This window comes from Clostridium sp. UBA5988 (genome assembly GCF_002435615.1).
Taxonomy (GTDB): domain Bacteria; phylum Bacillota; class Clostridia; order Clostridiales; family Clostridiaceae; genus Clostridium_J; species Clostridium_J sulfidigenes.
The window spans coordinates 42,298-64,503 of sequence record NZ_DJBA01000059.1 but is presented as its reverse complement, the minus strand read 5'-3'; the positions used below and the strand labels follow the sequence as shown (position 1 = coordinate 64,503).

Annotated in this window: 24 protein-coding genes, 1 tRNA gene and 2 riboswitches; of the genes, 19 read left to right on the top strand and 6 right to left on the bottom strand. The window is 30.6% G+C overall.

The annotated features are described in order from the left end of the window. Positions 1–113 precede the first annotated feature (113 nt). Both B3J31_RS13385 and B3J31_RS13380 read left to right on the top strand, forming a co-directional pair. Positions 114–2,288, top strand: coding sequence for a Tex family protein (locus tag B3J31_RS13385; RefSeq protein WP_346874109.1), 2,175 nt, complete (start codon positions 114–116; stop codon positions 2,286–2,288). 147 nt (positions 2,289–2,435) lie between these two features. Continuing rightward, positions 2,436–2,549, top strand: a riboswitch (FMN riboswitch). 312 nt (positions 2,550–2,861) lie between these two features. After that, positions 2,862–3,491, top strand: coding sequence for an ECF transporter S component (locus B3J31_RS13380; RefSeq protein WP_346874108.1), 630 nt, complete (start codon positions 2,862–2,864; stop codon positions 3,489–3,491). 136 nt (positions 3,492–3,627) lie between these two features. Here the strand turns inward: B3J31_RS13380 and rimI are convergent, their stop codons facing one another. The 4 genes from rimI to B3J31_RS13360 all read right to left on the bottom strand — a co-directional run bounded on the left by rimI (position 3,628) and on the right by B3J31_RS13360 (position 6,577). Next, a complete protein-coding gene (rimI, locus tag B3J31_RS13375) occupies positions 3,628–4,074 on the bottom strand; it encodes a ribosomal protein S18-alanine N-acetyltransferase (protein WP_346867143.1) in 447 nt (148 codons plus the stop codon). Beyond that, positions 4,067–4,774, bottom strand: coding sequence for a tRNA (adenosine(37)-N6)-threonylcarbamoyltransferase complex dimerization subunit type 1 TsaB (tsaB, locus tag B3J31_RS13370; protein WP_346867142.1), 708 nt, complete (start codon positions 4,772–4,774; stop codon positions 4,067–4,069). Before tsaB ends, rimI begins: the two co-directional genes overlap by 8 nt. Further along, complete coding sequence (tsaE, locus tag B3J31_RS13365; RefSeq protein WP_150844082.1) at positions 4,771–5,229, bottom strand: tRNA (adenosine(37)-N6)-threonylcarbamoyltransferase complex ATPase subunit type 1 TsaE; 459 nt, start codon at positions 5,227–5,229, stop codon at positions 4,771–4,773. The genes tsaB and tsaE overlap by 4 nt, the downstream gene beginning before the upstream one ends. Positions 5,230–5,323: 94 nt before the next feature. Beyond that, a complete protein-coding gene (locus B3J31_RS13360; RefSeq protein ID WP_346874107.1) occupies positions 5,324–6,577 on the bottom strand; it encodes an HD-GYP domain-containing protein in 1,254 nt (417 codons plus the stop codon). A gap of 272 nt (positions 6,578–6,849) precedes the next feature. Here B3J31_RS13360 and B3J31_RS13355 point away from each other — a divergent pair, with 272 nt between their 5' ends. From B3J31_RS13355 to B3J31_RS13330, 6 genes are all read left to right on the top strand, one after another. Then, the gene (locus B3J31_RS13355; RefSeq protein ID WP_035129736.1) at positions 6,850–7,470 is read left to right on the top strand and encodes a CBS domain-containing protein; all 621 of its coding nucleotides are present in this window, start codon (positions 6,850–6,852) and stop codon (positions 7,468–7,470) included. A gap of 290 nt (positions 7,471–7,760) precedes the next feature. Beyond that, on the top strand, positions 7,761–8,321 hold the full coding sequence (locus B3J31_RS13350; RefSeq protein WP_150844084.1) for a DUF3867 family protein: 561 nt from the start codon (positions 7,761–7,763) through the stop codon (positions 8,319–8,321). An 83-nt stretch (positions 8,322–8,404) separates the two neighbouring features. Continuing rightward, positions 8,405–8,480 (top strand) — tRNA-Trp (locus tag B3J31_RS13345). A gap of 289 nt (positions 8,481–8,769) precedes the next feature. Beyond that, positions 8,770–9,441: a hydrolase gene (locus tag B3J31_RS13340; RefSeq protein ID WP_150844085.1), complete on the top strand. Its 672-nt coding sequence runs from the start codon at positions 8,770–8,772 to the stop codon at positions 9,439–9,441. A 55-nt stretch (positions 9,442–9,496) separates the two neighbouring features. Beyond that, a complete protein-coding gene (locus B3J31_RS13335; RefSeq protein ID WP_150844086.1) occupies positions 9,497–10,027 on the top strand; it encodes a hypothetical protein in 531 nt (176 codons plus the stop codon). 222 nt (positions 10,028–10,249) lie between these two features. Beyond that, positions 10,250–11,401 carry an MGDG synthase family glycosyltransferase gene (locus B3J31_RS13330; protein ID WP_346867141.1) on the top strand — a complete coding sequence of 384 codons (1,152 nt, stop codon included), beginning with the start codon at positions 10,250–10,252 and terminating at the stop codon, positions 11,399–11,401. 69 nt (positions 11,402–11,470) lie between these two features. Here the strand turns inward: B3J31_RS13330 and B3J31_RS13325 are convergent, their stop codons facing one another. Together B3J31_RS13325 and B3J31_RS13320 are read right to left on the bottom strand one after the other, a co-directional pair. Further along, positions 11,471–12,106 (bottom strand): hypothetical protein, encoded by a 636-nt coding sequence (locus B3J31_RS13325; RefSeq protein WP_346874106.1) that lies wholly within the window; start codon positions 12,104–12,106, stop codon positions 11,471–11,473. Further along, positions 12,103–12,369 (bottom strand): GIY-YIG nuclease family protein, encoded by a 267-nt coding sequence (locus B3J31_RS13320; RefSeq protein WP_346874105.1) that lies wholly within the window; start codon positions 12,367–12,369, stop codon positions 12,103–12,105. Before B3J31_RS13320 ends, B3J31_RS13325 begins: the two co-directional genes overlap by 4 nt. Before the next feature lie 204 nt (positions 12,370–12,573). After that, positions 12,574–12,754: riboswitch (cobalamin riboswitch) on the top strand. A 144-nt stretch (positions 12,755–12,898) separates the two neighbouring features. On the opposite strand from B3J31_RS13320, the gene B3J31_RS13315 reads away from it, so the two are divergent. From B3J31_RS13315 to B3J31_RS13265, 11 genes are all read left to right on the top strand, one after another. After that, positions 12,899–13,729, top strand: a complete 831-nt coding sequence (locus B3J31_RS13315; RefSeq protein WP_035129695.1) for a sirohydrochlorin cobaltochelatase — start codon at positions 12,899–12,901, stop codon at positions 13,727–13,729. Between the two features lie 11 nt (positions 13,730–13,740). Then, positions 13,741–15,057 carry a cobyrinate a,c-diamide synthase gene (locus B3J31_RS13310; RefSeq protein WP_346874104.1) on the top strand — a complete coding sequence of 439 codons (1,317 nt, stop codon included), beginning with the start codon at positions 13,741–13,743 and terminating at the stop codon, positions 15,055–15,057. 58 nt (positions 15,058–15,115) lie between these two features. Then, positions 15,116–15,742, top strand: a complete 627-nt coding sequence (locus B3J31_RS13305) for a precorrin-8X methylmutase (protein ID WP_346874103.1) — start codon at positions 15,116–15,118, stop codon at positions 15,740–15,742. A 16-nt stretch (positions 15,743–15,758) separates the two neighbouring features. Then, positions 15,759–16,838 (top strand): cobalt-precorrin-5B (C(1))-methyltransferase CbiD, encoded by a 1,080-nt coding sequence (gene cbiD / locus B3J31_RS13300; protein WP_346868250.1) that lies wholly within the window; start codon positions 15,759–15,761, stop codon positions 16,836–16,838. A gap of 10 nt (positions 16,839–16,848) precedes the next feature. Next, positions 16,849–17,454, top strand: a complete 606-nt coding sequence (cbiE, locus tag B3J31_RS13295; protein ID WP_150844093.1) for a precorrin-6y C5,15-methyltransferase (decarboxylating) subunit CbiE — start codon at positions 16,849–16,851, stop codon at positions 17,452–17,454. Further along, a complete protein-coding gene (gene cbiT, locus B3J31_RS13290) occupies positions 17,455–18,018 on the top strand; it encodes a precorrin-6Y C5,15-methyltransferase (decarboxylating) subunit CbiT (protein WP_346874102.1) in 564 nt (187 codons plus the stop codon). It abuts the gene before it with no gap. A gap of 104 nt (positions 18,019–18,122) precedes the next feature. Then, positions 18,123–18,788, top strand: a complete 666-nt coding sequence (locus tag B3J31_RS13285) for a cobalt-factor II C(20)-methyltransferase (RefSeq protein ID WP_150844095.1) — start codon at positions 18,123–18,125, stop codon at positions 18,786–18,788. Positions 18,789–18,799: 11 nt separating this feature from the next. Next, entirely contained in the window at positions 18,800–19,552 is a 753-nt protein-coding gene (gene cobM / locus B3J31_RS13280; RefSeq protein WP_150844096.1) for a precorrin-4 C(11)-methyltransferase, read from the top strand. 36 nt (positions 19,553–19,588) lie between these two features. Next, on the top strand, positions 19,589–20,584 hold the full coding sequence (cbiG, locus tag B3J31_RS13275; protein ID WP_346868248.1) for a cobalt-precorrin 5A hydrolase: 996 nt from the start codon (positions 19,589–19,591) through the stop codon (positions 20,582–20,584). Between the two features lie 16 nt (positions 20,585–20,600). Next, positions 20,601–21,326, top strand: coding sequence for a precorrin-3B C(17)-methyltransferase (cobJ, locus tag B3J31_RS13270; protein WP_035129681.1), 726 nt, complete (start codon positions 20,601–20,603; stop codon positions 21,324–21,326). A gap of 21 nt (positions 21,327–21,347) precedes the next feature. Further along, positions 21,348–22,130 (top strand): cobalt-precorrin-6A reductase, encoded by a 783-nt coding sequence (locus B3J31_RS13265; RefSeq protein WP_346874101.1) that lies wholly within the window; start codon positions 21,348–21,350, stop codon positions 22,128–22,130. Positions 22,131–22,206 lie beyond the last annotated feature (76 nt).

Below are 22,206 nucleotides of genomic sequence, written 5' to 3'. Positions count from 1 at the left end.
CATCACCTTAAACATTACTATATTAGTATATGTATGAAAAAGTTATTTTGATTATGATAAATTTGCTAATAATGTGATAAAATTAAAGAATACTACAATCAGGAGGAGAAAAGATGTCAATTATAAACGAGAAGTTAATTAAAGAATTTCCTATGAGCAAGTCTCAAGTGGAGGATGTAATAGAATTATTAGATGAGGGTAATACAGTGCCTTTTATAGCCAGATATAGAAAAGAAAAAACTGGTGGTCTTGATGATGTAATCTTAAGAAAATTTTCAGAAAGACTTACATATCTAAGAAATCTTCAAAGTAGAAAGGAAGATGTTATTAGATTAATAGATGAGCAAGAAAAATTAACAGATGAAATTAAAATTTCTTTAGATAAAGCTGAAACCTTAACAGAAGTGGAAGATATTTATAGACCATTTAAGCCTAAAAAGAGAACAAGAGCTATAATAGCTACAGAGAAGGGATTAGTACCATTAAGTGAGTATATCTTATCTGGAGGGGGAGAAAAGTCTCCTGAGGAGTATGCTGCAGAGTTTATAGATGAAGATAAAGGCGTAACTTCTATAGATGAAGCATTACAAGGAGCTATGGATATTATCAGTGAAAAGATTAGTGATAATGCTAAGTTTAGAAAATGGATAAGAGATTATGTGGTAAATAATGGAGTTATAGAAACTAAAGGAAGCAGTGAAGAGAGAACTCAATATGAAATGTATTATGAGTATAGTGAAAAGGTAAAATTCATACCTTCTCATAGAATTCTTGCTATAAATAGAGGAGAAAATGAAAAAGTTCTTTCAGTTAAGATTACCTGTGATGTAGAAAAAATAAAAAGCTATATAAGTAAATTCATGGTCACTGATAATATGAAGTGCAATGAGTGTATTAATACCAGTATTGATGACTCTATAAAGAGATTAATATATCCATCTATTGAAAGAGAAGTACGTAATATGCTTACAGAAAAAGGAGAAGATGGGGCTATAAAAATATTTAAAGAAAACCTTAAGGCCCTTCTTATGTCTCCACCTATAAAGGGAAAAACTGTAATGGGCTTTGATCCAGGTTTTAGAACTGGATGTAAAGTAGCAATTCTTGATGATACAGGTAAGTTTTTAGAGTATGTCACAGTTCATGCTACAGCTGCAAGTGAAGCTAAGGTTAAAGAGGCTAAAGAAATATTAAAGAAGATGATGATAAAACACAATGTAGATGTAGTTTCTCTTGGAAATGGTACTGCATGTAGAGAGTCAGAAGAGATATTAGGGGAAGTTATAGCACAGATAAAGAAAGAAACAGGTAAAGATATATATTATGTAATAGTATCTGAAGCTGGGGCCTCAGTTTATTCTGCATCAGAACTTGCAACAAAAGAATATCCAGATTTAGATGTTACGGTAAGAGGAGCTATATCCATAGGAAGAAGGCTTCAAGATCCTCTTGCTGAGTTAGTAAAGATAGATCCTAAATCTATAGGAGTAGGTCAATATCAGCATGATGTTACTGTAAAAAGATTAGATGAATCTCTAAAAAATATAGTTGAAGATTGTGTTAACAATGTAGGAGTAGATTTAAATACAGCAACACCAGCACTTTTATCTTATATTTCTGGAATAAATTCTGGGATAGCTCAGAATATAGTTGCCTATAGAGATGAAACAGGAAAGTTTAAATCAAGAAAAGAGCTTTTAAAGGTAAAGAGGTTAGGAGCTAAGGCCTATGAGCAATGTGCAGGATTTTTGAGAGTTGATAATAGTAAGGAGCCTTTAGATGGTACATCTGTACATCCGGAAAGCTATGAAGCTTGTAAAAAACTTATGACTATTCTAGGATATGATGGTAAAGATTTAAGTGGTAAAAATATAGAGGGGATAGATGAAAAAGTTAAAGAGGTAGGAGTATCTAATTTAGCTAAAGAAGTAGGTATAGGTGAACCAACTCTTTTAGATATCATAAAAGAACTTAAAAAACCAGGAAGAGATCCTAGAGAAGAAATGCCAAAACCAATATTTAAAACTGGGGTTATGGAATTATCTCAGCTTAAAAAGGGAATGAAATTATTAGGAACCGTTAGAAATGTATCAGATTTTGGTGCCTTTGTAGATATTGGAGTACACCAAGATGGTCTTGTTCATAAAAGTCAATTAAGTGATAGATTTGTTAAGCATCCACTAGATGTGGTTAAGCTAGGAGATGTAGTAGAGGTTACAGTAATAGATATTGATGAGAAGAGAAATAGGATATCTTTATCAATGAAAAAAGATGTAGAGTTAAAATAAACTCTGTTTATGTGGAAAAGCACTTAAAAAGTAAGATATAAGTTTAAAAATATCGTTAAAAAAATATCTATTTTATCTATGAATTTTAAAAAATATATTGAAGTGTAATGATTTTCATGATAAGATGAAGGTGTAATAAAAGTTAATAATGCACTTCAGGGCGGGGCGTAATTCCCCACCGGCGGTAAAGCCCGCGAGCCGAAAGGCTGATTCGGTGAAACTCCGAAGCCGACAGTATAGTCTGGATGAAAGAAGTAGGTATATAGTATTTTAGTGATGCTTGTTTTAGCCCTGATTTTAATCAGGGCTTTTTTTAGATTTGTTATAAGTATTATATTTAACAATTAAGTTCTAATGAACAGTATTAATGAGATAGTCATTAGAGAAATAACAAATCTGAAGGCGTTAGGGTACTATAAACAGAGTTCTTAGCTTCTTTGAAGGTTAGAACTCGTTATCCAGGGATGTAGACACTCTTAACACCCACTTCAAAGAAGATGGGAGTATTAGAGGGGATAGTCATTGGATAAATTCACCCTATGAAGTATGCAATAAATTTAGGGGGTATTAATAATGAACACATCTAAAAATGTAAACAGGTTAGTAAAAATCTCTTTATTAGTAGCAATAGCATTTATATTAATGTTATTTGAATTTCCAATACCAGGATTTCCACCATTTTTAAAACTTGATCTTAGTGATTTACCAGCACTTATAGGTGGATTTGCATTAGGACCAGTGGCAGGAGTAATTATAGAAGGTGGAAAAGTAATATTAAATCTAGTTTTTCATGGCACTTACACCGGTGGAGTTGGAGAATTTGCTAACTTTTTAATTGGTGGGTCTTTTGTGTTTGTAGCATCATATGTTTATCATAAAAATAAAACTAAAAAGAGTGCAATTATAGGATTAATTTTAGGAACTATAATAATGACTATAGTAGGAGCAGTATTTAATTACTTTATACTAATTCCATTATATGCTACAATAATGGGTGGCATGGCTAATGTTATAGGAGCATCAGCAGAAGGAAACTCTAATATTTCTAGCTTAACAGGAATAATTGTTCTAGGAATAACTCCTTTTAATATTATAAAAGGAGCCGTAGTATCTCTTATAACCTTCGTATCTTATAAGAGAATATCACCACTACTAAATAGAGAGAATGTTTTAGCTGCACAAGCTATGAAAAAGGGTGCCTAATAAAAATGTACTAAATCATATCTTTAACAATTTAAAAAATAAGTTGAAGTTAAAATTAAAATATATAAAGATAATTTATAAAAAGACGATAAAAGAAAAATTCTTTTATCGTCTTTAAAATTTCAATATATACCACCTATATGTTGTGGTTCCACATAATGTATCCATCTTCTTTTGGATGTTGATAATAGTTTTTTCTTATACCTTCTACAGAAAAATGATGTTTTTTATAAAGATTTATTGCAGCTATATTAGAGGCTCTAACCTCTAGAGTCATAGAAACAATATTTATATCTTTAGCAATTGTAATAAGGTTTTCTAATACCACATCTCCAAAATTATTTCTTCTATAGTCGGGATGAACTGCTATGTTGGTTATATGACCTTCATCAAATACAATCCACATTCCACCAAAGGCTACAACTTTATTACCTAACTTTACAACTATATAGACAGCGTTTTTATTAATTAGTTCTTTTTCCATAGATAGGAGAGACCAAGGGCTTGAGAAGCTTAAGTCAGAAATTTCTTTAACTCCTAATATATTAAGGGAACTCATTCTTTCAACAGTTACATCAGTCATGATTTTTTACCTTTTCTTCATATTCACGCTCGGCTTGGCAAAGTCTAAGATATACAGGTGAACTGCTAAGTACATTATCACCTTCATTGTTTATTAATCTAAGATAGCCTAAGTAGCCTATAGAAGATGCCTTTGTCACATTGATATGACTAGGTGCTATGGAAGCATTAGGTAGAGAAGTTAATATGATATCTTTAAATTTTGATGTACCATCACCTATAAAAGTAATAGGCTCATTAAATTCTGAGCATTTATTTATTACATCTTCCATGGATAATAATTCAGGCTCACCTAAGACTACTAAATTATTATTTTCAAATTTATAAAAATTAGTATATACATTACCCCTCAACGCATCAATTATAGGACAAATAATACCTTGGATATTAAAGAGATTATTTGCAAGTCCATCTAAAGAATTTATAGACACAAAGGGTTTATTAGTTGCTTGCACAAGACCTTTTATAGTTGACATACCGATTCTAAGACCAGTAAAAGAACCAGGGCCGCTAGAAACTACAAATCCTTCTATATCTGATATGGATAAACCACAATTTTTTAAAAGGCTATCTATCATAGGCATCATAATTACAGAGTGTTGCTTTTTATAATTTATAATAGTTTCCCCTAATATCTTATCGCTATCAATAATAGCCGCAGTTGCACATTCAGTTGCAGAATCTAAGGATAAAATCTTCATAGCTTCAACTCCTTTATATAATTATATCTATCATTAGTATAGGAAAGAGTAATCTTTCTATAGGTTTCACCTAAGTCTGGAAGTTTAGCTATGTTTATAGTTAAACTTTCTTCTGGTATTAAATCTTCGATATAGTTAGCCCATTCAATGACGCTAACTCCATTTCCAAATATATATTCATCAAAGCCGATGGCAGCAATCTCATCGGGATCATTTACTCTATACACATCAAAATGATACAATTTTAATCTACCTTCATATTCATTAACAATTGTAAAGGTAGGACTAGTTATACAATCATCTATGCCAAGACCTTTTGCAATTCCTTTGGTAAGATGAGTCTTACCAGTACCAAGATCACCTATAAGGCATAAAATATCATTTTCTTTACACATTTTTCCTAGCTGTATACCTAGGGAATCTAATTCATCAACATTACTAACTATAAATTCCATCTGATTCACCTCATTAATATTTTAGCCTAAAAGAAAAAAAATGAAAAGCAAATAGTAAAATTACTTTTCATTAAATAACTGTATAATAATTAAATTAAGGTTTCTTTTCTACACGAGATACTAAAGTATTTTTAAAATGTCTTACTGCATTACCACAAATTAAGTTTCTATTTACCATATCATCTAATATATCAAATGCTTCATACATATACATGCCTTTTCTATAGGGCCTATCAGCAGTTAAAGATTGATATATATCACATACTCCAATAATGCGGCATTCTTCACTAAGGTCTTCAGCCTTAAGTCTTCGTGGATAGCCTTTACCATTTAATTTTTCATGATGACTAGAAGCCCATAAACTAATATCAGATATGTGGTCTATTTTATCTAGAATTAATTTAGTATAGTAGGTATGAGATTTGATAATAGAATATTCTTCTTCTGTTAAAGGGCCATCCTTGTCCAATATACTGATGGGAATAGCTAATTTTCCAATATCGTGAAGTAATCCTGCAATTTTCATTTTAAGACACTTTTCTTCAGGATAGCCTAAATGCTTAGAAACATTATAAGCTAAAGTAGCAATTTCTTTAGAATGTTCTGCAGTAAAAGAACTCTTATTATCAATAATGCTTGCAAATACATCAGCAATTGCTTCAAATTCCGATAGAGAGATAAAAATATCTTTCTCCGGTATTATATTATCAAGTATGAAATTCATATTAGGTAGATTTATAAGGTTTAACCAAAATTCTTCTTTGTCAGCAACCATTAGAAAAGCTTTTATAACCTGTGGTGAAAATAAAGTTTCATTGTGTAGTTTTACCCAATCAATAAGAATATCCTTTTGGATGTGGTAAGGTTTCAAATAATCTACCTGGATTTCAATTAAATCAGCTATTCTCAGAATTTGAGCCTCAATAGGAATTAGTGAACTTTTTAATTTTAAGCATCCACTACCATCATAATTTTCATGATGATAACGTATTATATCATATACTTGTATTAAGGATGGAATACGTTGAATCATTTCAGAGCCAGCAATGCAATGCTTTTTTATATACCATTTTGAGGTGTGAGACTCATCAAATATATTTTGAGTTCCAATATCATGAATCATACAAGCAATATATAAATTATAGTAAGAATTTTCATCTAGTTTCATAGTTTGGGCAATTTCTAAGGCTATATATGAGGTGCATCTAGAATGATTAGAAAATTGCTTATTTGACATATCTTTAGCATGTGTTGGGTTTATAACATCCTCAAATTTACCCCAATCATTGTCTGTAAGATCTAAGGATAATGATAGAGCGGAAACTATATTCTTTATACTAATATTCATTTTGTCCTCCAAAGCATACCATTTATCTATATAAAAAAATTTTAGCATATTTGGCAGTGGAATGGTACTAAATATTGTAAAAGTAAATTTATATTTAAGTAAACAAATCTATATATTTTACGTATTATATTTTGGATACGTAAAATAGTAATAATTGATGCAATAATCAAAATATATTTAATATATTAATAATGAAATATATTAAAATACTAACATAGTATACTAAAATAAGGTATAATATAGAATAACAAATAAGTAGAGGAGGATAAATTATGTTTGTAAATAATTTGATGTTATCTAGAGAAAAGTTAATAACTGTAACACCAAAGGTAACCATAGGAGAAGCTCTTAAGGTAATGGAAGAAAATAAGTTTTTATCCATACCAGTAGTAGAAGGAGATAAATTCTGTGGAGTAATTTCAAAAGAGCAAATATACACATACTACTATGAAAAATCTATAGAGAGACAGTGTTTACTATCAGATTTTCTAGTTGAAAATGTAATGAGAACTGATGTACCATCAATAACTCCTTTTAATGAAATTGAAGAGGCTGCACATTTCTTAGAAACTAAAAGTGTTTCCTTTGTACCAGTAATAAATAAAAATGGAGAAATGCAAGGAATAGTAACACATCACGGTATTTTTCATCAATTTACAGAATTGTTTGGATTAAATAAAGGTAAACGATTAGCTGTAATTGCTTATGACATACCTGGACAAATATCTAAACTATCAAAAATAATTACTGAAAACAAAGGGCAAATTATAAGCTTTGTAGTTGTTGATCCTAAGAGCATAACAGAAGTTAAAGAGATAGTAATAAGATTAAGCACAGACAATATGGATGAAATTCTTGAGAAGGTGAAAGAAGCTGGATTCAAGATACAGTAGCATATCGTTGAGTATGTAGGTGAACTACATACTCAACAGTACATAACTATATATTAAGAAAAGATTAATATATTTTAAATACATAATTAATATAGTAGTAATTTGAATACTTTTATAATATACTGATTTACAAACATATTTCTTAAACTTATTTCCCATATTCTATGATTATGGGGAATAAAAGTGATTATAAATTAGATTTAATAAATAATAAAATACTAAAATAAAAATTAATGGGATAAAATAAATAATGTGATAGAAGAAATATTGTATTCAAGGAGCTGGTTAAAATTAGTGATGTAATAGATTTTAATGAATTGAAAAATAAGGCTACAGATAAAGATGTAGATAAATTTGAGGATTACATATATTCTATGTATTATTCAATGGCTCAAGGAAAGCTATCTATGGCAGAAATGAGCAGAGAAATATTTAAGTATATGAAGGAAAATAATATATCTCAAGAGAAATTTATGAATATCCAGAATAAGGTTATGGAGAGGTATGGAATTTCTACTGAAGATGTAGAAAGCCAAATGAAGTCTATGGGTATAGAAAATCCTCTGAGTGGATTAGGTATTGAGTACGAAGATGCAAGAAAAATGGTTGGATTTCAAGAAAAGTATAAAGGAAAACTTAAAGTAAAAAGTGTAACTTCATATAGCATTAAGAATGATAAGAATGATTTAGAGATAATGCTTCAAGATGAGAATGTTATATTAAAAAGTTTTGGTAAAATAGAGTTAACTGATAATGAGTTAAATGAATTTTTATGTTCCTATAAAAAGGTAATGAATAATAAGATGCTAAATATTTCAATATGTGAGAATACTTCCACTTATTTATACTAGTATTGGCTTAAGAATATGTTGAATAATTTATATAAAACCTCTTGCATTTATGTTTATTATATAATATAATAAACGAGTAACGAAGGGGTATAGCTCAATTGGTAGAGTAGCGGTCTCCAAAACCGTTGGTTCCGGGTTCAAGTCCTCGTGCCCCTGCCATAGAAACCTAGTGATTTTATTAATCACTAGGTTTTTTATTGTTTAATTTTATCTTATTTTTATATAGATAAATGGGGTAAAAATATACCGTATAATTCCATAAAAATAATTAAATAAATTTATTGAGGAAGTAATAAACCTGTGATATAATCTGTAAGTTAAGAAAATCAAATAAGTTATTAATCACATTTTAAGTTTATATATGTAAGTTAAAGTTATTTATGTGAGGCGTGATTTAAGCTATGTTTTTAGAAAGAACATAGCTTTATGTAGTGAAGGGAGAAATTTTATGGAAAAACGTGTGCCAGAATTTAAAGGTTTACTAAGAAGTCATATGATTGAGTTACCTAAGGTTATTAGGGACGCTACTGGAATTGTTATATTTGGGAAAAGAATTAAATCTTTAGTGTTTTCAACTGATGTAGCAGTTATAAGAAATACTAATGCAGATGCTGTTATTGCAGTATATCCATTTACGCCTCAACCTAGAATAACTGAAGCACTATTACTAGCATCAGATATCCCAGTATTTTGTGGGGTAGGTGGATCTATTACTACAGGTAAAAGGGTAATAAATCTAGCATTGGATGCTGAATTTAAGGGGGCTATGGGGGTTGTAGTTAATTCATCTATAGGCAATGATGTTATTGCAGGGATGAGAGAAACTATAGATTTACCAATACTAGTTACCGTTGTTTCAGAAAAAGATGATATAGATGGAAGAATAGCATCAGGAGCAACTATACTTAATGTATCAGGAGCTAAAGAAACTGCTAATATTGTTAGACATATAAGAAGTAAGTACCCAGATGTACCTATTATAGCAACAGGAGGTCCTACAGATGAGAGCATACGTGAAACTATAATTGCTGGGGCTAATGCTATAACATATACACCACAAAGTACTAGTGATATATTAAATGAAATAATGATTAAACATAGAAAAAGATATGAAGACTAATTTCATTCAGAAATGTAATATTTGGAACGAATATTATATTTGAGGTGATTTATTTATGGACAAGGCAACTTGGATGTTAGGAATAATAGTGCCATTAATATCTGCAGCATTTGGTGGAGGTATATCTCTATTAATAATGAGAAAACTAATTATGGAAGAGAGAAAAAAATCTAAGAAAGAACGTGCTATAGATATTAATAACGATAAAATAAAAAGTTATAAGGAGCTATTTGAACTAAATAAAAAAATTAAAGTCTTTGGAGATAAAATTAAAAATAACACAATACCTAATTGGATAAATGTAGAAAGCTATTATAGAGATGAATTTATAATAGAATTTGAAGAGATTATAAATAATTATAAATTTGTAAATGGGTATATTAATGACAAAAAGATAAACGAATATGCACAAAATGTACTTAAGTTATGCCAAACAATAGTAGTAGAATTAAAAGATAGAGAAAACTACGGTACTACTTCTGAAAAAGTAGAAACCTGTGTAGATACATTGATAGAAGTTTTAAATACAATAGAAAAGAATATTTTATCCGTAGTGTTAGAGCTATCTATAGAGAAGTATAAGTAATATTAATTATTTATAGTGAATATATTTTATTCTAAGACAGTATCACGATGAATATATTATCAAATTTATATTTGATAATAAAAGTATATGAAATGTTTATAATTTTAAATGGATTATGTTAGATTTAATTAATTGGACTAAAGCATAATAGGTGTGGTAAAATAGAATAGTTAAATTTACTACATAAGACCATGTGAAGTAAATAGAGAGAGGATTGTAAATATGAATATTCTTATTTTATCTGCATCTACTGGTGGAGGACATTTAAAAGCATCAAAGGCTTTAGAATCATATATTTTAGAAAATGAGTTAGGTGCTAAAGTAAAAGTAGTGGATACCTTAGAGTATGTTAATCCATTTATAAATAAAATAGTAACTAAGGGATATATAGTACTGGCAAAGTATTTAAATTCCTTATATAAAAATATATATAGTTTAACGGACAAGTCTGGGGTTTTAACATGTTTAGTAACAAAGTTAATTTATTTGTTTTCGAAAAAATTAATACCCTTAATAGAAGGATTTGCTCCAGATGTAATCATAACTACTCATCCCTTTCCTACAGAAATGATTTCTATATTAAAGGGAAATAAAAGTATAAAGGTGCCATCAATATGTATAATGACTGATTATGCACCACATAAAACATGGATAAAACCTAATGTAGATGAATATTGTGTAGCATGTGAAGACATGGTAGAAGGTATGATAGATAGAGGAGTTCCTCCAGAAAAAGTTCATCCTTATGGAATACCTGTATATGATGGTTTTTTTCATCAAGATGAAGATGATAAAAAAATACTGTTAGATGAGCTGGGATTAAGTGAAAATAAAATGACCGTGTTAGTCATGGCTGGGAGCTTCGGAGTATATAATATAGAAAAAATATATAAGAATATAAATAATATTCCTATGGATTTTCAAATTATAATTCTAACGGGTAATAATAAAAGACTATATAATAAAATTAAGGAACAGATTAAGTTTAGTAAAAAACAGACAAAGCTTATTAAGTTTACCAATGAAGTTCATAGATATATGAACTTAGCAGACGTCTTAATTACTAAACCAGGAGGGCTTACAGTATCAGAAGCGTTAGCAGCAAATCTTCCTTTAATTACTTTTGATGCAATACCTGGACAAGAAGAAGCAAATGCAAAGTTTCTATTAGATCATGGCATGTCTATATCTATAGGCAGAGGTGATAATTGCACTGAAGCTATAGAGGCTTTAATTAAGGACAAAAACAAATTAAGAGAGATTAAAGAAAGTTGTATGACTTTTGATAAATCAAATTCAACAAATGAGTTACTAGAACTTATAAGAAGATTAATGAAAGAAAATGAAGCTGAATGTAATTCAGAAATCGCATAGAACTTAAATAATTAAGACCAAGGTTTTTAAGACCTTGGTCTTTTAACTGTATAATGAAAGTCTTTAGGTTTATTTATGAGATTTTTTAATGGCATTAATAAATCTATCTAAAAACTTATATGAACCATTTTTAATGTGTAAAAATCCCATTATAGATAATATAACACCACTTAAAGAACCACTTATCATATCTGTCATAGTATCCGTAAGACTATTAAGTTGAGAATCAAACCCTAATAGTTGATCTCCTGCAAATTCCCAGAACTCCCACAGTGTAGCGCCAGAAATAGTAAAGAGTAATATATACATCCCTATGAATAATGGTGGAAGGGTTTTGATATTATTTTCACCTATAAGAGGTTTTAAAATTATTAAAGATAAAAACCCTAAAAGAGCCCCAGAAGTAAAATGAAGAAATATGTCCCACCAAGGTAGTATTGAGTACATATTATACATCCTACCTAAGAGTAGAGCTAAGAATATAAAGAATTGCAATAAAAAGTCAGGTAAACTAGATAATTTAACCTTAAATATATTTAAAATTATATCTGGTATAAAGGATGTGATAAGAATTAATAGAATATTGCTGATGTAATTTGAATTATTATCAGTTTTTAAAAATGAATAATAAACAAGTAGTATTAATAAAATTGATCTAAATATCCATTTAAAAAGCAAAGCAAAAGAAGACTTTATATTTTTCATTGATTTCCCTCCGTGCTATTTATGGTGTTTTCTATAAGAATAAGCTTTTCTGATCTGGAAAGTTTTTTTATTTCACATTCTCTTTTTAAAGCTGAAGATTTGTCAGGCAAATTTTCATAGTGAACAATTTCTACAGGTAATCTGCATCTGGTGTACTTAGCTCCTTTACCACTATTATGGCATTTAAGCCTTTTGTTTAAATCAGTTGTCCATCCTGTATATAAAGTATTGTCATTACATCTTAATATATAAACAAAAAACATATCTTTACCTCATATAAAATATATTAAAAATTAGAATAATTATTACTGTTGTATAATACTATTTAAATAGTATATCATTATTTTAGCATGAATATATTATACTATTTTATAAATACTAGTATATTCATATTGAATTAAATTAAATCATAGGGTATAATTAAATTGGATTAAAGAGAAATGGTAAATAATATGTTGATTTAAATTGAATAAAGTATAGTTTTAGGTACATTATGTTTAATAGGGAAAGTGGTTAAAGTCCACTACAGCCCCCGCTACTGTGTACGAAGACGAAATCTCATAGAAAAACCACTGGAGTGTATTTCTGGGAAGGTGAGATGGAGGATGATACGTGAGTCAGGAGACCTGCCTAAAGCATAGATATGACACTTCGGAGGGAAGGGAGTTAATAGTTTAGTTTGTATATTTATTACAAATTATAATTCTGTTATGAGTTAAATTGAATTTTAACCTCTACCTTTTAGGTAGAGGTTTTATTTTGCACTAATTTATTAAATTTGGAGGAACTAAAATGAAAAAGGCTATATTAGTAGTAAGTTTTGGAACTACTTATAAGGATACATTAAAATTAACTATAGAGAAAATTGAGGATGAAATAAGAGAAAGATTTAAAGAGTATCATGTTATGAGAGCTTTTACAGCCCATATGATAATTAAAAAAATAAAAAATAGAGATGGAATAATTGTACCTACCCCGGAGGAAGCTTTAGAGCAACTATACAAAGAAGGCTATGAAGAAGTTATAGTTCAACCACTCCATATAATACCAGGGGAAGAGTTCCAATATGTTAGATTAGTAGTTGATAAGTTTAGAGGGAGTAATAAATTTAAATCAATAAAAGTAGGTAGACCAGCCCTTCACTTTCAAGGAGGGGAAGAAACACCTAATGATTATGAGGTGTTTATAGATGCTATAAAAGAAATTATACCAAAAGATAAGACCATGGTATTTATGGGACATGGAAGTAATCATCCAGCTAACTCAGCCTTTGTAGCACTTCAAAGCGTATTTACTTACTTAAATTATAATAATGTATACGTTGGAACAGTAGAAGGATATCCTACCGTAGATATGATAGTAGAAATTCTTAAAAGAGAAGGTATTGATCACGTTAAGTTAGCACCACTTATGCTAGTAGCTGGAGACCATGCAACTAATGATATGGCTTCTGATGAAGAAGATTCATGGAAGACTATTTTAGAAGAAGCTGGAATTAAAGTAGACATATATCTTCATGGTTTGGGTGAGATTGAGAAGTTTAGACATATATATGTGAATCATGTACAAGATGTAATAGATAATAAATATCTTCATTTGGGAGATACGAAGAAAACACCGTAAAGGAGTAAATTATGAAAAGTATAATAGTTTCTTCAAATAGTAGTGGTGGTGGAAAAACCACTGTTACATTAGCACTTATGAAAACTCTTATAGATAGAGGATATAAGGTTCAAGGATATAAAGTTGGACCTGACTATATAGATCCAGCCTTTCATAGAGAAATAACAGGAGTAGCTACAAGAAACTTAGATTTATTTCTAATGGGAGAATCAGGGGTTAAGGAGAGTTATCTAAGAGGTGAGGGTGATCTAGGAATCATTGAAGGAGTTATGGGACTTTATGATGGAAAAGGTATAGATACTAGTTTTTCTACAGCTCATGTATCTAGAACTTTAGATTTGCCTGTGGTATTAGTATTATCTCCTAAAGCTCAATCAGCAACTTTATGTGCTGAAATAGAAGGACTTCGAAATTATGAAGATGTGAACATAGTAGGGATAATACTTAATAATATTAGTGAAAGTTACTATAAACTTTTGAAAAAAGCTATTGAAGTAAATTGCAGGGGGATTAGAGTTTTCGGATACATACCTAAGGATGAGAGGTTAGCTTTAAAAAGTAGGCATTTAGGCCTTGTGCAGAGTAGCGAGGTTGAAGATTTATCAAAGAAGATAGAGTTATGCAGTAGCCTTATGGAAGAGTATGTAGATGTAGATAGTCTTATAGAAGAATTTAAAGCTTCAGATATTCAATCTACTAACAGTGAAGATTTCCACGCTGAAAACAAAGATATAAACATTGCAGTAGCCTATGATAAAGCCTTTAGTTTTTATTATAAAGAGAATATAGAGCTTTTGGAAGAGGTTGGAACCGTTCAGTATTTTAGTCCCCTAAAAGATAAAGAAGTTCCAAAGGATGTAGATTTTATATATATAGGTGGAGGATACCCAGAAGTATTCAAGGAAGAGTTATCTTATAATAAATCTATGTTAAATAGTATTAGAAAAGCCTTAAACAGTGGAGTAAAATGCTATGCAGAATGTGGTGGACTTATGTATCTTACAGAGAGCATAGATGGAGTTGAAACAGTAGGTTTCTTTAATGGAACATCATATATGACTGGAAAACTTAATAATTTTGGATACGCAACTATAAAGATATCAGAGAAAAATTCTATAGTGCCAAAGGATATGATGATTAATTGTCATGAATTCCATAAATCACTGGTAGATTTAAAAGAAGAAGAAATATATGAATTAGAAAAGAAAGCCTACGATGGAACCACAAAGAAGTGGAAGTGTGGGTATGTAAAAAATAATGTTTTAGCAGCTTATGGACATATACATTTCTTTTCTAATATTGATTTTTTTAATAGCTTAATTAAGTAGATGTAATTTTAAAATAGAGATTTATAAGGGAAAGTTATTTCCTTAAGTAGGAGGAGAAATGGATTATATAAAAATACCAATGGACATAGAAAAGAGAAGTTTTGAAATTATAGGAGAGGAAATGGGACCTCATAATTTCCATGATAGAGAGCTTTCTATAATTAAGAGAGTTATTCATACTACAGCAGATTTTGAATATAAGGATTTAGTTTATATGACAGATGATGCTATAGATACAGCCCTAGAGATTCTAAAAAAGGGAACAACTATATATACAGATACTAATATGGCACTTTCAGGAATAAATAAAAGAGCCTTAGAAAAGTTAAATTGCAAGGTTGTATGTTATGTATCAGAACCAGAAGTTGCAGAGATTGCAAAGGAAAGAGGCATAACTCGTTCTATGGCTGCAGTAGAAAAGGCAGTAGGAGATGGAGTAGAGTTCTTTGTATTTGGAAATGCTCCAACGGCTTTATTCAAACTTAAAGAGTTTATTGAATCGGGAAAGTCTAATTGTAAATTTATTATAGGAGCTCCAATAGGATTCGTAGGAGCAGCTGAATCAAAAGAAGAAATAGAAAAATTAAAAGATATAGATATGATGACAGTTAGAGGAAGAAAGGGCGGAAGTGCAGTAGCAGCAGCTATAGTCAATGCTCTTATGTATATGTTAGTAGAGAGATAATAAAGAAGGTATTAGAATGCTAGATTTATATGTTAACAGTAATGGTAAAAAGTTAAGATGTGGTTATACTACAGGTTCCTGTGCAGCAGCTGCTGCTAAGGCAGCTACTTATATGCTTTTTACTGGTAAAAAAATTAAAGAGATAGAGATTAATACACCAAAGGGAATAATTTTAAACTTAGTAATAGATGAAGTTATTTTTGGTGATGACTATGTGGAATGTTCCATTATAAAAGATGGTGGAGATGACATAGATGCTACCCATGGATTACCTATATGGGCAAGAGCTGAAAAGGGTGAAGAAAGATATATTTTAAAAGGTGGAAAAGGTGTAGGAGTAGTTAATGGTGAAGGCCTTTATATTGAAAAGGGTGAAGCTGCTATTAATCCAGTACCTAGACTTATGATAGAGCAAGAGGTAAGTAGTGTGCTTCCAGAGGATGAAGGAGTTACTATTACTATATTTGTACCAAGGGGAGAAGAAGTAGCAAAGAAAACCTTTAATCCTAGGCTTAATATAGTAGGAGGAATATCCATATTAGGAACTACAGGAATTGTTTATCCTATGTCTGAAGAATCAATTAAAGAATCAATAAAAATTGAGATAACTCAAAAGGCTTTAAAAAATAAGGTTCTTATATTAGCCTTTGGAAACATGGGAGAAAAGGTTGCAGAGTCTATGGGATATTCTATAGATCAAGTGGCTATAATATCAAACTTTGTTGGATTTGCTATAGAATGTTGTGTTAGCTGTGGAGTTAAAGAGATAATTATAATAGGTCATATAGGTAAAATATGTAAGATATCTGCTGGTAGCTTTAACACTCACAGTAGAGTATGTGATGTAAGACTAGAAGTAATAGCATTAGAATTAGCATTAGCAGGAGCTCCACATGACTTAGTTAGAAGTATATATAATGAAAAGACTACAGAGGGTGCTATAAAAGCTTTAAAGGGTGAATATAGTGAGATATATAAAACTATTGTAGATAAAGTGAAGAAAAGAATGGAGCTTTATAGCTATGGTGAACTTAAATGTGATGTAGTTATGTATTGGGGTGCAACTAATCCTAAGATATTAGCTACAACATTATAGAGGTGAAAAGATGATTTATGTAGTAGGACTTGGTCCAGGAAGTAGGGAGTATATACTTCCTAAGGCTGTTGAAACTTTAGAAAATAGTGATATGTTAGTAGGATTTTCTAGAGCTTTGGAAAGTGTAAATTTTATAAATACTGAAAGAGTAGCAGTTAAGTCTTTATCAGATATTTTGAAGATAGTAGAAGAGAATAAGAGCAAGAAAATATCTATAATTGCATCGGGAGACCCATGTTTTTATGGAGTTACTGATTATATAAAGAGAAATATAAAAGAGGAGCCTATAGAGATAATACCAGGACTTAGCTCTTTTCAATATCTAATGAGCAAGATAGGGAAGAGTTGGAATGGAAAATTTTTAGGCAGTGTCCATGGAAGAGAAGAAGATTTTTTAACTGTTGTTAAAGAAAATAGCATGTGTATATTCTTAACAGATAGTAAAAATTCACCTAAGGTTTTAGCAAACAAACTATTTATAGAAAATATAAGTTGTAATATATGGGTAGGAGAAAATTTATCCTATGAAGATGAGAAAATAACAGTAGGTACACCAGAGGAGATAATGGAGAAGGAATTTTCTTCATTAAGTGTCTTTGTAGTGGAGGAAGTTTAAATGAAATATATAAAAGATGAAGAGTTTATAAGAGGAAACTGTCCTATGACAAAGGAAGAAGTTAGAGTTTTAAGTGTAGCAAAACTTAATTTAGAGGGAAATTCTAAACTTCTAGATGTAGGAGCTGGAACTGGTTCCATATCAATTCAAGGAAGTAAGATTTGCACTTCTGGTAGTGTAGTTGCAATAGAGAGAGATGAAGAAGCCTTAGAGGTAATTCATAAAAATAAAGATAAATTTAATTGTGATAATTTAGAGGTTATAGAAGGTGAAGCTTTAGAAGCTTTAGACTCTATTAAGGAAAAGTTTAATAGTATTTTTATTGGAGGTAGTGGTGGAAATCTTGAAAAAATAATTGAGAAGTGCCATAACCTTCTTGAAGATGATGGAGTAATGGTTTTAAATTTTATAACCATTGATAATGTATATAAAGCAATGAGTACTTTAAAAGAATTAAACATGAAAATTAGCTGTACTCAAGCCTGCGTAAGTAAAACAAGAGGCCAAAGTTATATGTTATTTGGATATAATCCAATTTTTATTGTAGAGGCCTATAAGAATTAGAAATGTTGTCATATAGTAGGTTTGAAGTATAAGGAAATACAGCAATAGAAAATAGTTAAGAATTAAAAATATTGTTTTATAGTAGAAATAGAGGAGTGAAATAGATGGCAAAGTTATATGGAGTTGGAGTAGGACCAGGAGATAAAGAGCTATTAACCTTAAAGGCGGTTAAAACTATAGAAATGTGTGAAGTAATTGTTTCACCAAGTGCTATGAAAGGTGGAAAAAGTATAGCTTTAGGCATTGCAGAGGACTTTATATCAGAGGATAAAGAAGTTATGATAAAGCAATTTCCAATGGGTGGAGAAGACCAAGAAGAAAAAATCTATGAAGCCTTTAAAGCTATAGAAGAGAAGCTTAAGGAAGGAAAGAATGTAGCTTTCTTAACTTTAGGAGATCCTTTTGTTTATAGTACATATATATATTTACTGAAATATATAGAAGAGCATGGCTTTGAAGTTGAAACAATTCCAGGAATAACTTCCTTCTGTGCTAGTGCTAGTCTTGCGCAAAAACCATTAGTTATAGGTGATGAACCATTACTTATTACCCCAGCTAGCAGAGTTTCAGATATAAAGGATGAAAAGTATGTAGTTATAATGAAGGTCTATAAAAGAGAAGAAGAAGTATTAGACGTTCTTGATGAAAAAGGCTTTAACTATGTATATATAAAAAAAGCTGGAAGAGAAGGGCAAGAGATTTTACATAAGAGAGAAGATATTTTAGATAATAAAGAATACATGTCACTTATAATAGCAAATAGAGATTAGGAGGAAGAAGAATGGTTTATTTTATAGGAGCAGGTCCAGGAGATGCAGAGTTAATCACAGTAAAGGGAAGAGATACACTAACAAAAGCAGATGTAGTTATATATGCAGGCTCTCTTGTAAGCAAGGAGCATATGAATTATTGTAAGGCTGGATGTGAAATACATAATTCAGCATCTATGACTTTAGAACAAGTTATAGAAGTTATGAATAAGGCTGAAAAAGAAAACAAAATGGTAGTAAGACTTCATACAGGTGATCCAGCTATATATGGAGCTATCAAAGAACAAATGGATGAACTTGATAAATTAAATATTCAGTATAAGGTAATTCCAGGAGTTAGCTCATTTACAGCAGCAGCATCTGTAATAAAAAAGGAATTTACACTTCCATCAGTAACTCAAACTGTAATATTAACTAGAGTTGAGGGAAGAACTCCAGTACCAGAAACTGAAAGCTTAGAAAAACTTGCATCAATTGGTGCATCCATGGCTATATTCCTTTCTATTAGCATGATAGATAAGGTAGTTGCAAAGCTAAGAAAAGGTTATGGAAGGAATGTTAATATAGCTGTAGTTGAAAGAGCTACTTGGGAAGATGAAAGAGCTATAATTGGAACTTTAGATGATATAGCAGAAAAGGTTAAAGAAGCAGGAATCACTAAATGTGCTCAAATATTAGTAGGAGACTTTATAAATTGTGATTATGATAAGAGTCTTCTATATGATAAATCCTTTACTCATATGTTTAGAGAAGGACAAAAATAATTCTTAGAATGTACAATTCTAGAAAGTAGGAGAGTTATGAAGTTAGCAGCGGTGTCTGTAACAAGACAAGGAGATAATATTGCAAAAAAACTAAGTGAAACTTTAGAGCTTAAGCTTTACTCTAGTTATAATAACAAAAACTTCAAACTAAAATCTGTATGTGAAGAGCTTATGAATACTGTAGATGGAATAATTTTTATCTCATCTACAGGCATTGCAGTAAGAGGAATAGCACCTTTTCTAAAGGGAAAGGATAAGGACCCAGCAGTGGTAGTAGTAGACTGTGAAAGCAGATTCGCCATAAGTCTTGCAGGAGGACATCTTGGAGGAGCTAATGAACTTGCTTTAAAAGTGTCAGAAATTCTTAAGGCTACACCAGTTATAACTACAGCCACAGATACCATGGGAATAGATGCTCCAGACATGATTGCTAAGAATAATAACCTGATTATAGATGATATGAAAATAGCTAAAGATATAGCTGCTAAATTAGTTGATAAAGCTAAGGTTGGTTTTTTAGATGATGAAGGCCAAATAAAAATGCCAAAGGGATATGTAATTCCTGAAGGAGATATGAAGGGTATGGTTACAGTATCTAATAAAATAGATGTGGATAACTTGCCACCTGTTGAAGGCTTGATTCACCTTAAGCTCATAAGGCGAAACATCATATTAGGTATGGGATGTAGAAAAGATGTGGATAAGGACAAAGTTAAAAACTTTGTTGTGGATACTTTAAAGAAATATAATATAGATTTAAGAGCCATAAAAACTATTTCTACAGTGGAAGTTAAAAAGAATGAAGGAGCATTAATTGCTTTAAGTGAATTTTTAAACTGTCCCATGGAAATTCATTCTTTAAAAGAAATAGAAAGCATAGAACATAAATACAAGGGCAGTGATTTTGTTAAGAAATCTATAGGTGTGAGAGCGGTATGTGAGCCTTGTGTTGAATTAGCAGGGGGAGAGTTACTTACAGATAAAATTAGTTTTGAAGGTATAACCCTTTGTATTGGAAAGTTAGTCTACTGATAATGGAGGAAAAATAATGGGAAAATTATATGTAGTAGGAATCGGTCCAGGAGGACTTGATTACATGACAATTAAAGCTGTAAAGGCTATAGAAGAAAGCGATATAGTAGTAGGATACACAAAGTATATAGAAATGATAAAGCCACTTTTAGATGGTAAGAAAGTTTATTCTACAGGAATGATGGGTGAAGAGGCAAGATGCCAGGAAGCTTTAAGATTAACTAGTGAAGGAACGGTAGCTGTAGTAAGTACAGGAGATGCGGGAATCTATGGTATGGCTGGGTTAATTCTTGAAATGAAAAAGGATGAAGAAGTAGAGGTAATCCCAGGAGTTACAGCATCATCTTCAGCAGGATCAATAGTTGGAGCTCCACTTATGCATGATAACTGCAACATAAGCTTAAGTGATTTAATGACTCCATATGAAGATATAAAGAAGAGAGTTAAGCTTGCAGCTGAAGGGGATTTTATAATATCTCTTTATAATCCAAAGAGTAAGGGAAGACCTCATTACTTAAGAGAAGCCATAGATATAATAAAGGAATATAGAAATGAAGATACACCAGTTGCTATTGTTAAGCATGCTTTAAGAGAAGGTCAAGAAGCTACAGTTTGCACTATAGGAACCTTTGATGATTCTATAGTAGATATGATGACTATGGTTATTATAGGAAACACTAAGAGTTATATAAAAGATGGATTATTTATAACTCCAAGAGGATATAAATTAGAAAACAAGTAGACATTAAGGGGGAGAATTACAATGATAGCTTTAATAGTAGGTACATCAGAGGGAAAGGTAATTCTTTCCCATCTAAATAAATATACAGATAACATTTTAGTATCCACAGCTACAACCTATGGTGGAGAGCTTTTAGTGGATTATAAATATAAAATATTAAATGATAAACCTTTAGTTTATGAAGAGTTAAAAACATTATTTATGAAAAGTGGTGTAAGGGTAATTGTAGATGCATCTCATCCCTATGCAGTTCAAATAAGTGGAACAGCTATGAAGATAGCAAAGGATATGGGAATTGAGTATGTAAGGTATGAAAGACAAAGTACTTTAGATACGTTACCTAAAAATGATTTGATAATAGAGGTGCCAACCTATGAAGAATTAGGAGAAGCCCTAAAAGATATAGATGGATGTATTTTAAATACTACAGGAAGTAGAAATATAGATAAGATACTAGAGTTAAAACTTAAGAATAGAATAGTTCATAGAGTGCTACCTTCTTTAAAAGTTATGGAGGAAGTATTTGCGTTAGGTGTTAGAGTAGAGGATTTGATATTCATAAAAGGACCTATAGGCTATGAACTAAATAAAGCCTTTATAAAAGAATATGATGGCAAGGCTTTAATAACAAAGGACAGTGGTCCACAAGGTGGAACTTATGAAAAAATAAAGGCTGCCATAGACATGGGAATTAAAGTTTTTGTAGTAGAAAGAAAGACCATGGATTACGGCATTGTCTTTAATGATGAAGAAAAATTAAGTCACTATATCTGTAGCAATAAGGCATCTTCAAAAAATAAATAAGTCAGAATGCTCGTCTATTTTGTGTTATACTGCGTCAACAGAACCCTTAGATAGTGTTACTATCTGCGGAACCTGT

Coding starts and splice junctions, on each gene's coding strand:
- B3J31_RS13320 (WP_346874105.1), bottom strand. CDS start 12,369: ATGTTTTTTGTTTATATATTAAGATGTAATGACAATACTTTATATACA.
- cbiD (WP_346868250.1), top strand. CDS start 15,759: ATGCTAGATTTATATGTTAACAGTAATGGTAAAAAGTTAAGATGTGGT.
- tsaE (WP_150844082.1), bottom strand. CDS start 5,229: ATGGAATTTATAGTTAGTAATGTTGATGAATTAGATTCCCTAGGTATA.
- cbiE (WP_150844093.1), top strand. CDS start 16,849: ATGATTTATGTAGTAGGACTTGGTCCAGGAAGTAGGGAGTATATACTT.
- B3J31_RS13340 (WP_150844085.1), top strand. CDS start 8,770: ATGGAAAAACGTGTGCCAGAATTTAAAGGTTTACTAAGAAGTCATATG.
- B3J31_RS13355 (WP_035129736.1), top strand. CDS start 6,850: ATGTTTGTAAATAATTTGATGTTATCTAGAGAAAAGTTAATAACTGTA.
- cbiG (WP_346868248.1), top strand. CDS start 19,589: ATGAAGTTAGCAGCGGTGTCTGTAACAAGACAAGGAGATAATATTGCA.
- B3J31_RS13285 (WP_150844095.1), top strand. CDS start 18,123: ATGGCAAAGTTATATGGAGTTGGAGTAGGACCAGGAGATAAAGAGCTA.
- B3J31_RS13310 (WP_346874104.1), top strand. CDS start 13,741: ATGAAAAGTATAATAGTTTCTTCAAATAGTAGTGGTGGTGGAAAAACC.
- B3J31_RS13380 (WP_346874108.1), top strand. CDS start 2,862: ATGAACACATCTAAAAATGTAAACAGGTTAGTAAAAATCTCTTTATTA.
- rimI (WP_346867143.1), bottom strand. CDS start 4,074: ATGACTGATGTAACTGTTGAAAGAATGAGTTCCCTTAATATATTAGGA.
- cobM (WP_150844096.1), top strand. CDS start 18,800: ATGGTTTATTTTATAGGAGCAGGTCCAGGAGATGCAGAGTTAATCACA.
- tsaB (WP_346867142.1), bottom strand. CDS start 4,774: ATGAAGATTTTATCCTTAGATTCTGCAACTGAATGTGCAACTGCGGCT.
- B3J31_RS13360 (WP_346874107.1), bottom strand. CDS start 6,577: ATGAATATTAGTATAAAGAATATAGTTTCCGCTCTATCATTATCCTTA.
- B3J31_RS13385 (WP_346874109.1), top strand. CDS start 114: ATGTCAATTATAAACGAGAAGTTAATTAAAGAATTTCCTATGAGCAAG.
- cbiT (WP_346874102.1), top strand. CDS start 17,455: ATGAAATATATAAAAGATGAAGAGTTTATAAGAGGAAACTGTCCTATG.
- B3J31_RS13325 (WP_346874106.1), bottom strand. CDS start 12,106: ATGAAAAATATAAAGTCTTCTTTTGCTTTGCTTTTTAAATGGATATTT.
- B3J31_RS13305 (WP_346874103.1), top strand. CDS start 15,116: ATGGATTATATAAAAATACCAATGGACATAGAAAAGAGAAGTTTTGAA.
- cobJ (WP_035129681.1), top strand. CDS start 20,601: ATGGGAAAATTATATGTAGTAGGAATCGGTCCAGGAGGACTTGATTAC.
- B3J31_RS13265 (WP_346874101.1), top strand. CDS start 21,348: ATGATAGCTTTAATAGTAGGTACATCAGAGGGAAAGGTAATTCTTTCC.
- B3J31_RS13335 (WP_150844086.1), top strand. CDS start 9,497: ATGGACAAGGCAACTTGGATGTTAGGAATAATAGTGCCATTAATATCT.
- B3J31_RS13330 (WP_346867141.1), top strand. CDS start 10,250: ATGAATATTCTTATTTTATCTGCATCTACTGGTGGAGGACATTTAAAA.
- B3J31_RS13315 (WP_035129695.1), top strand. CDS start 12,899: ATGAAAAAGGCTATATTAGTAGTAAGTTTTGGAACTACTTATAAGGAT.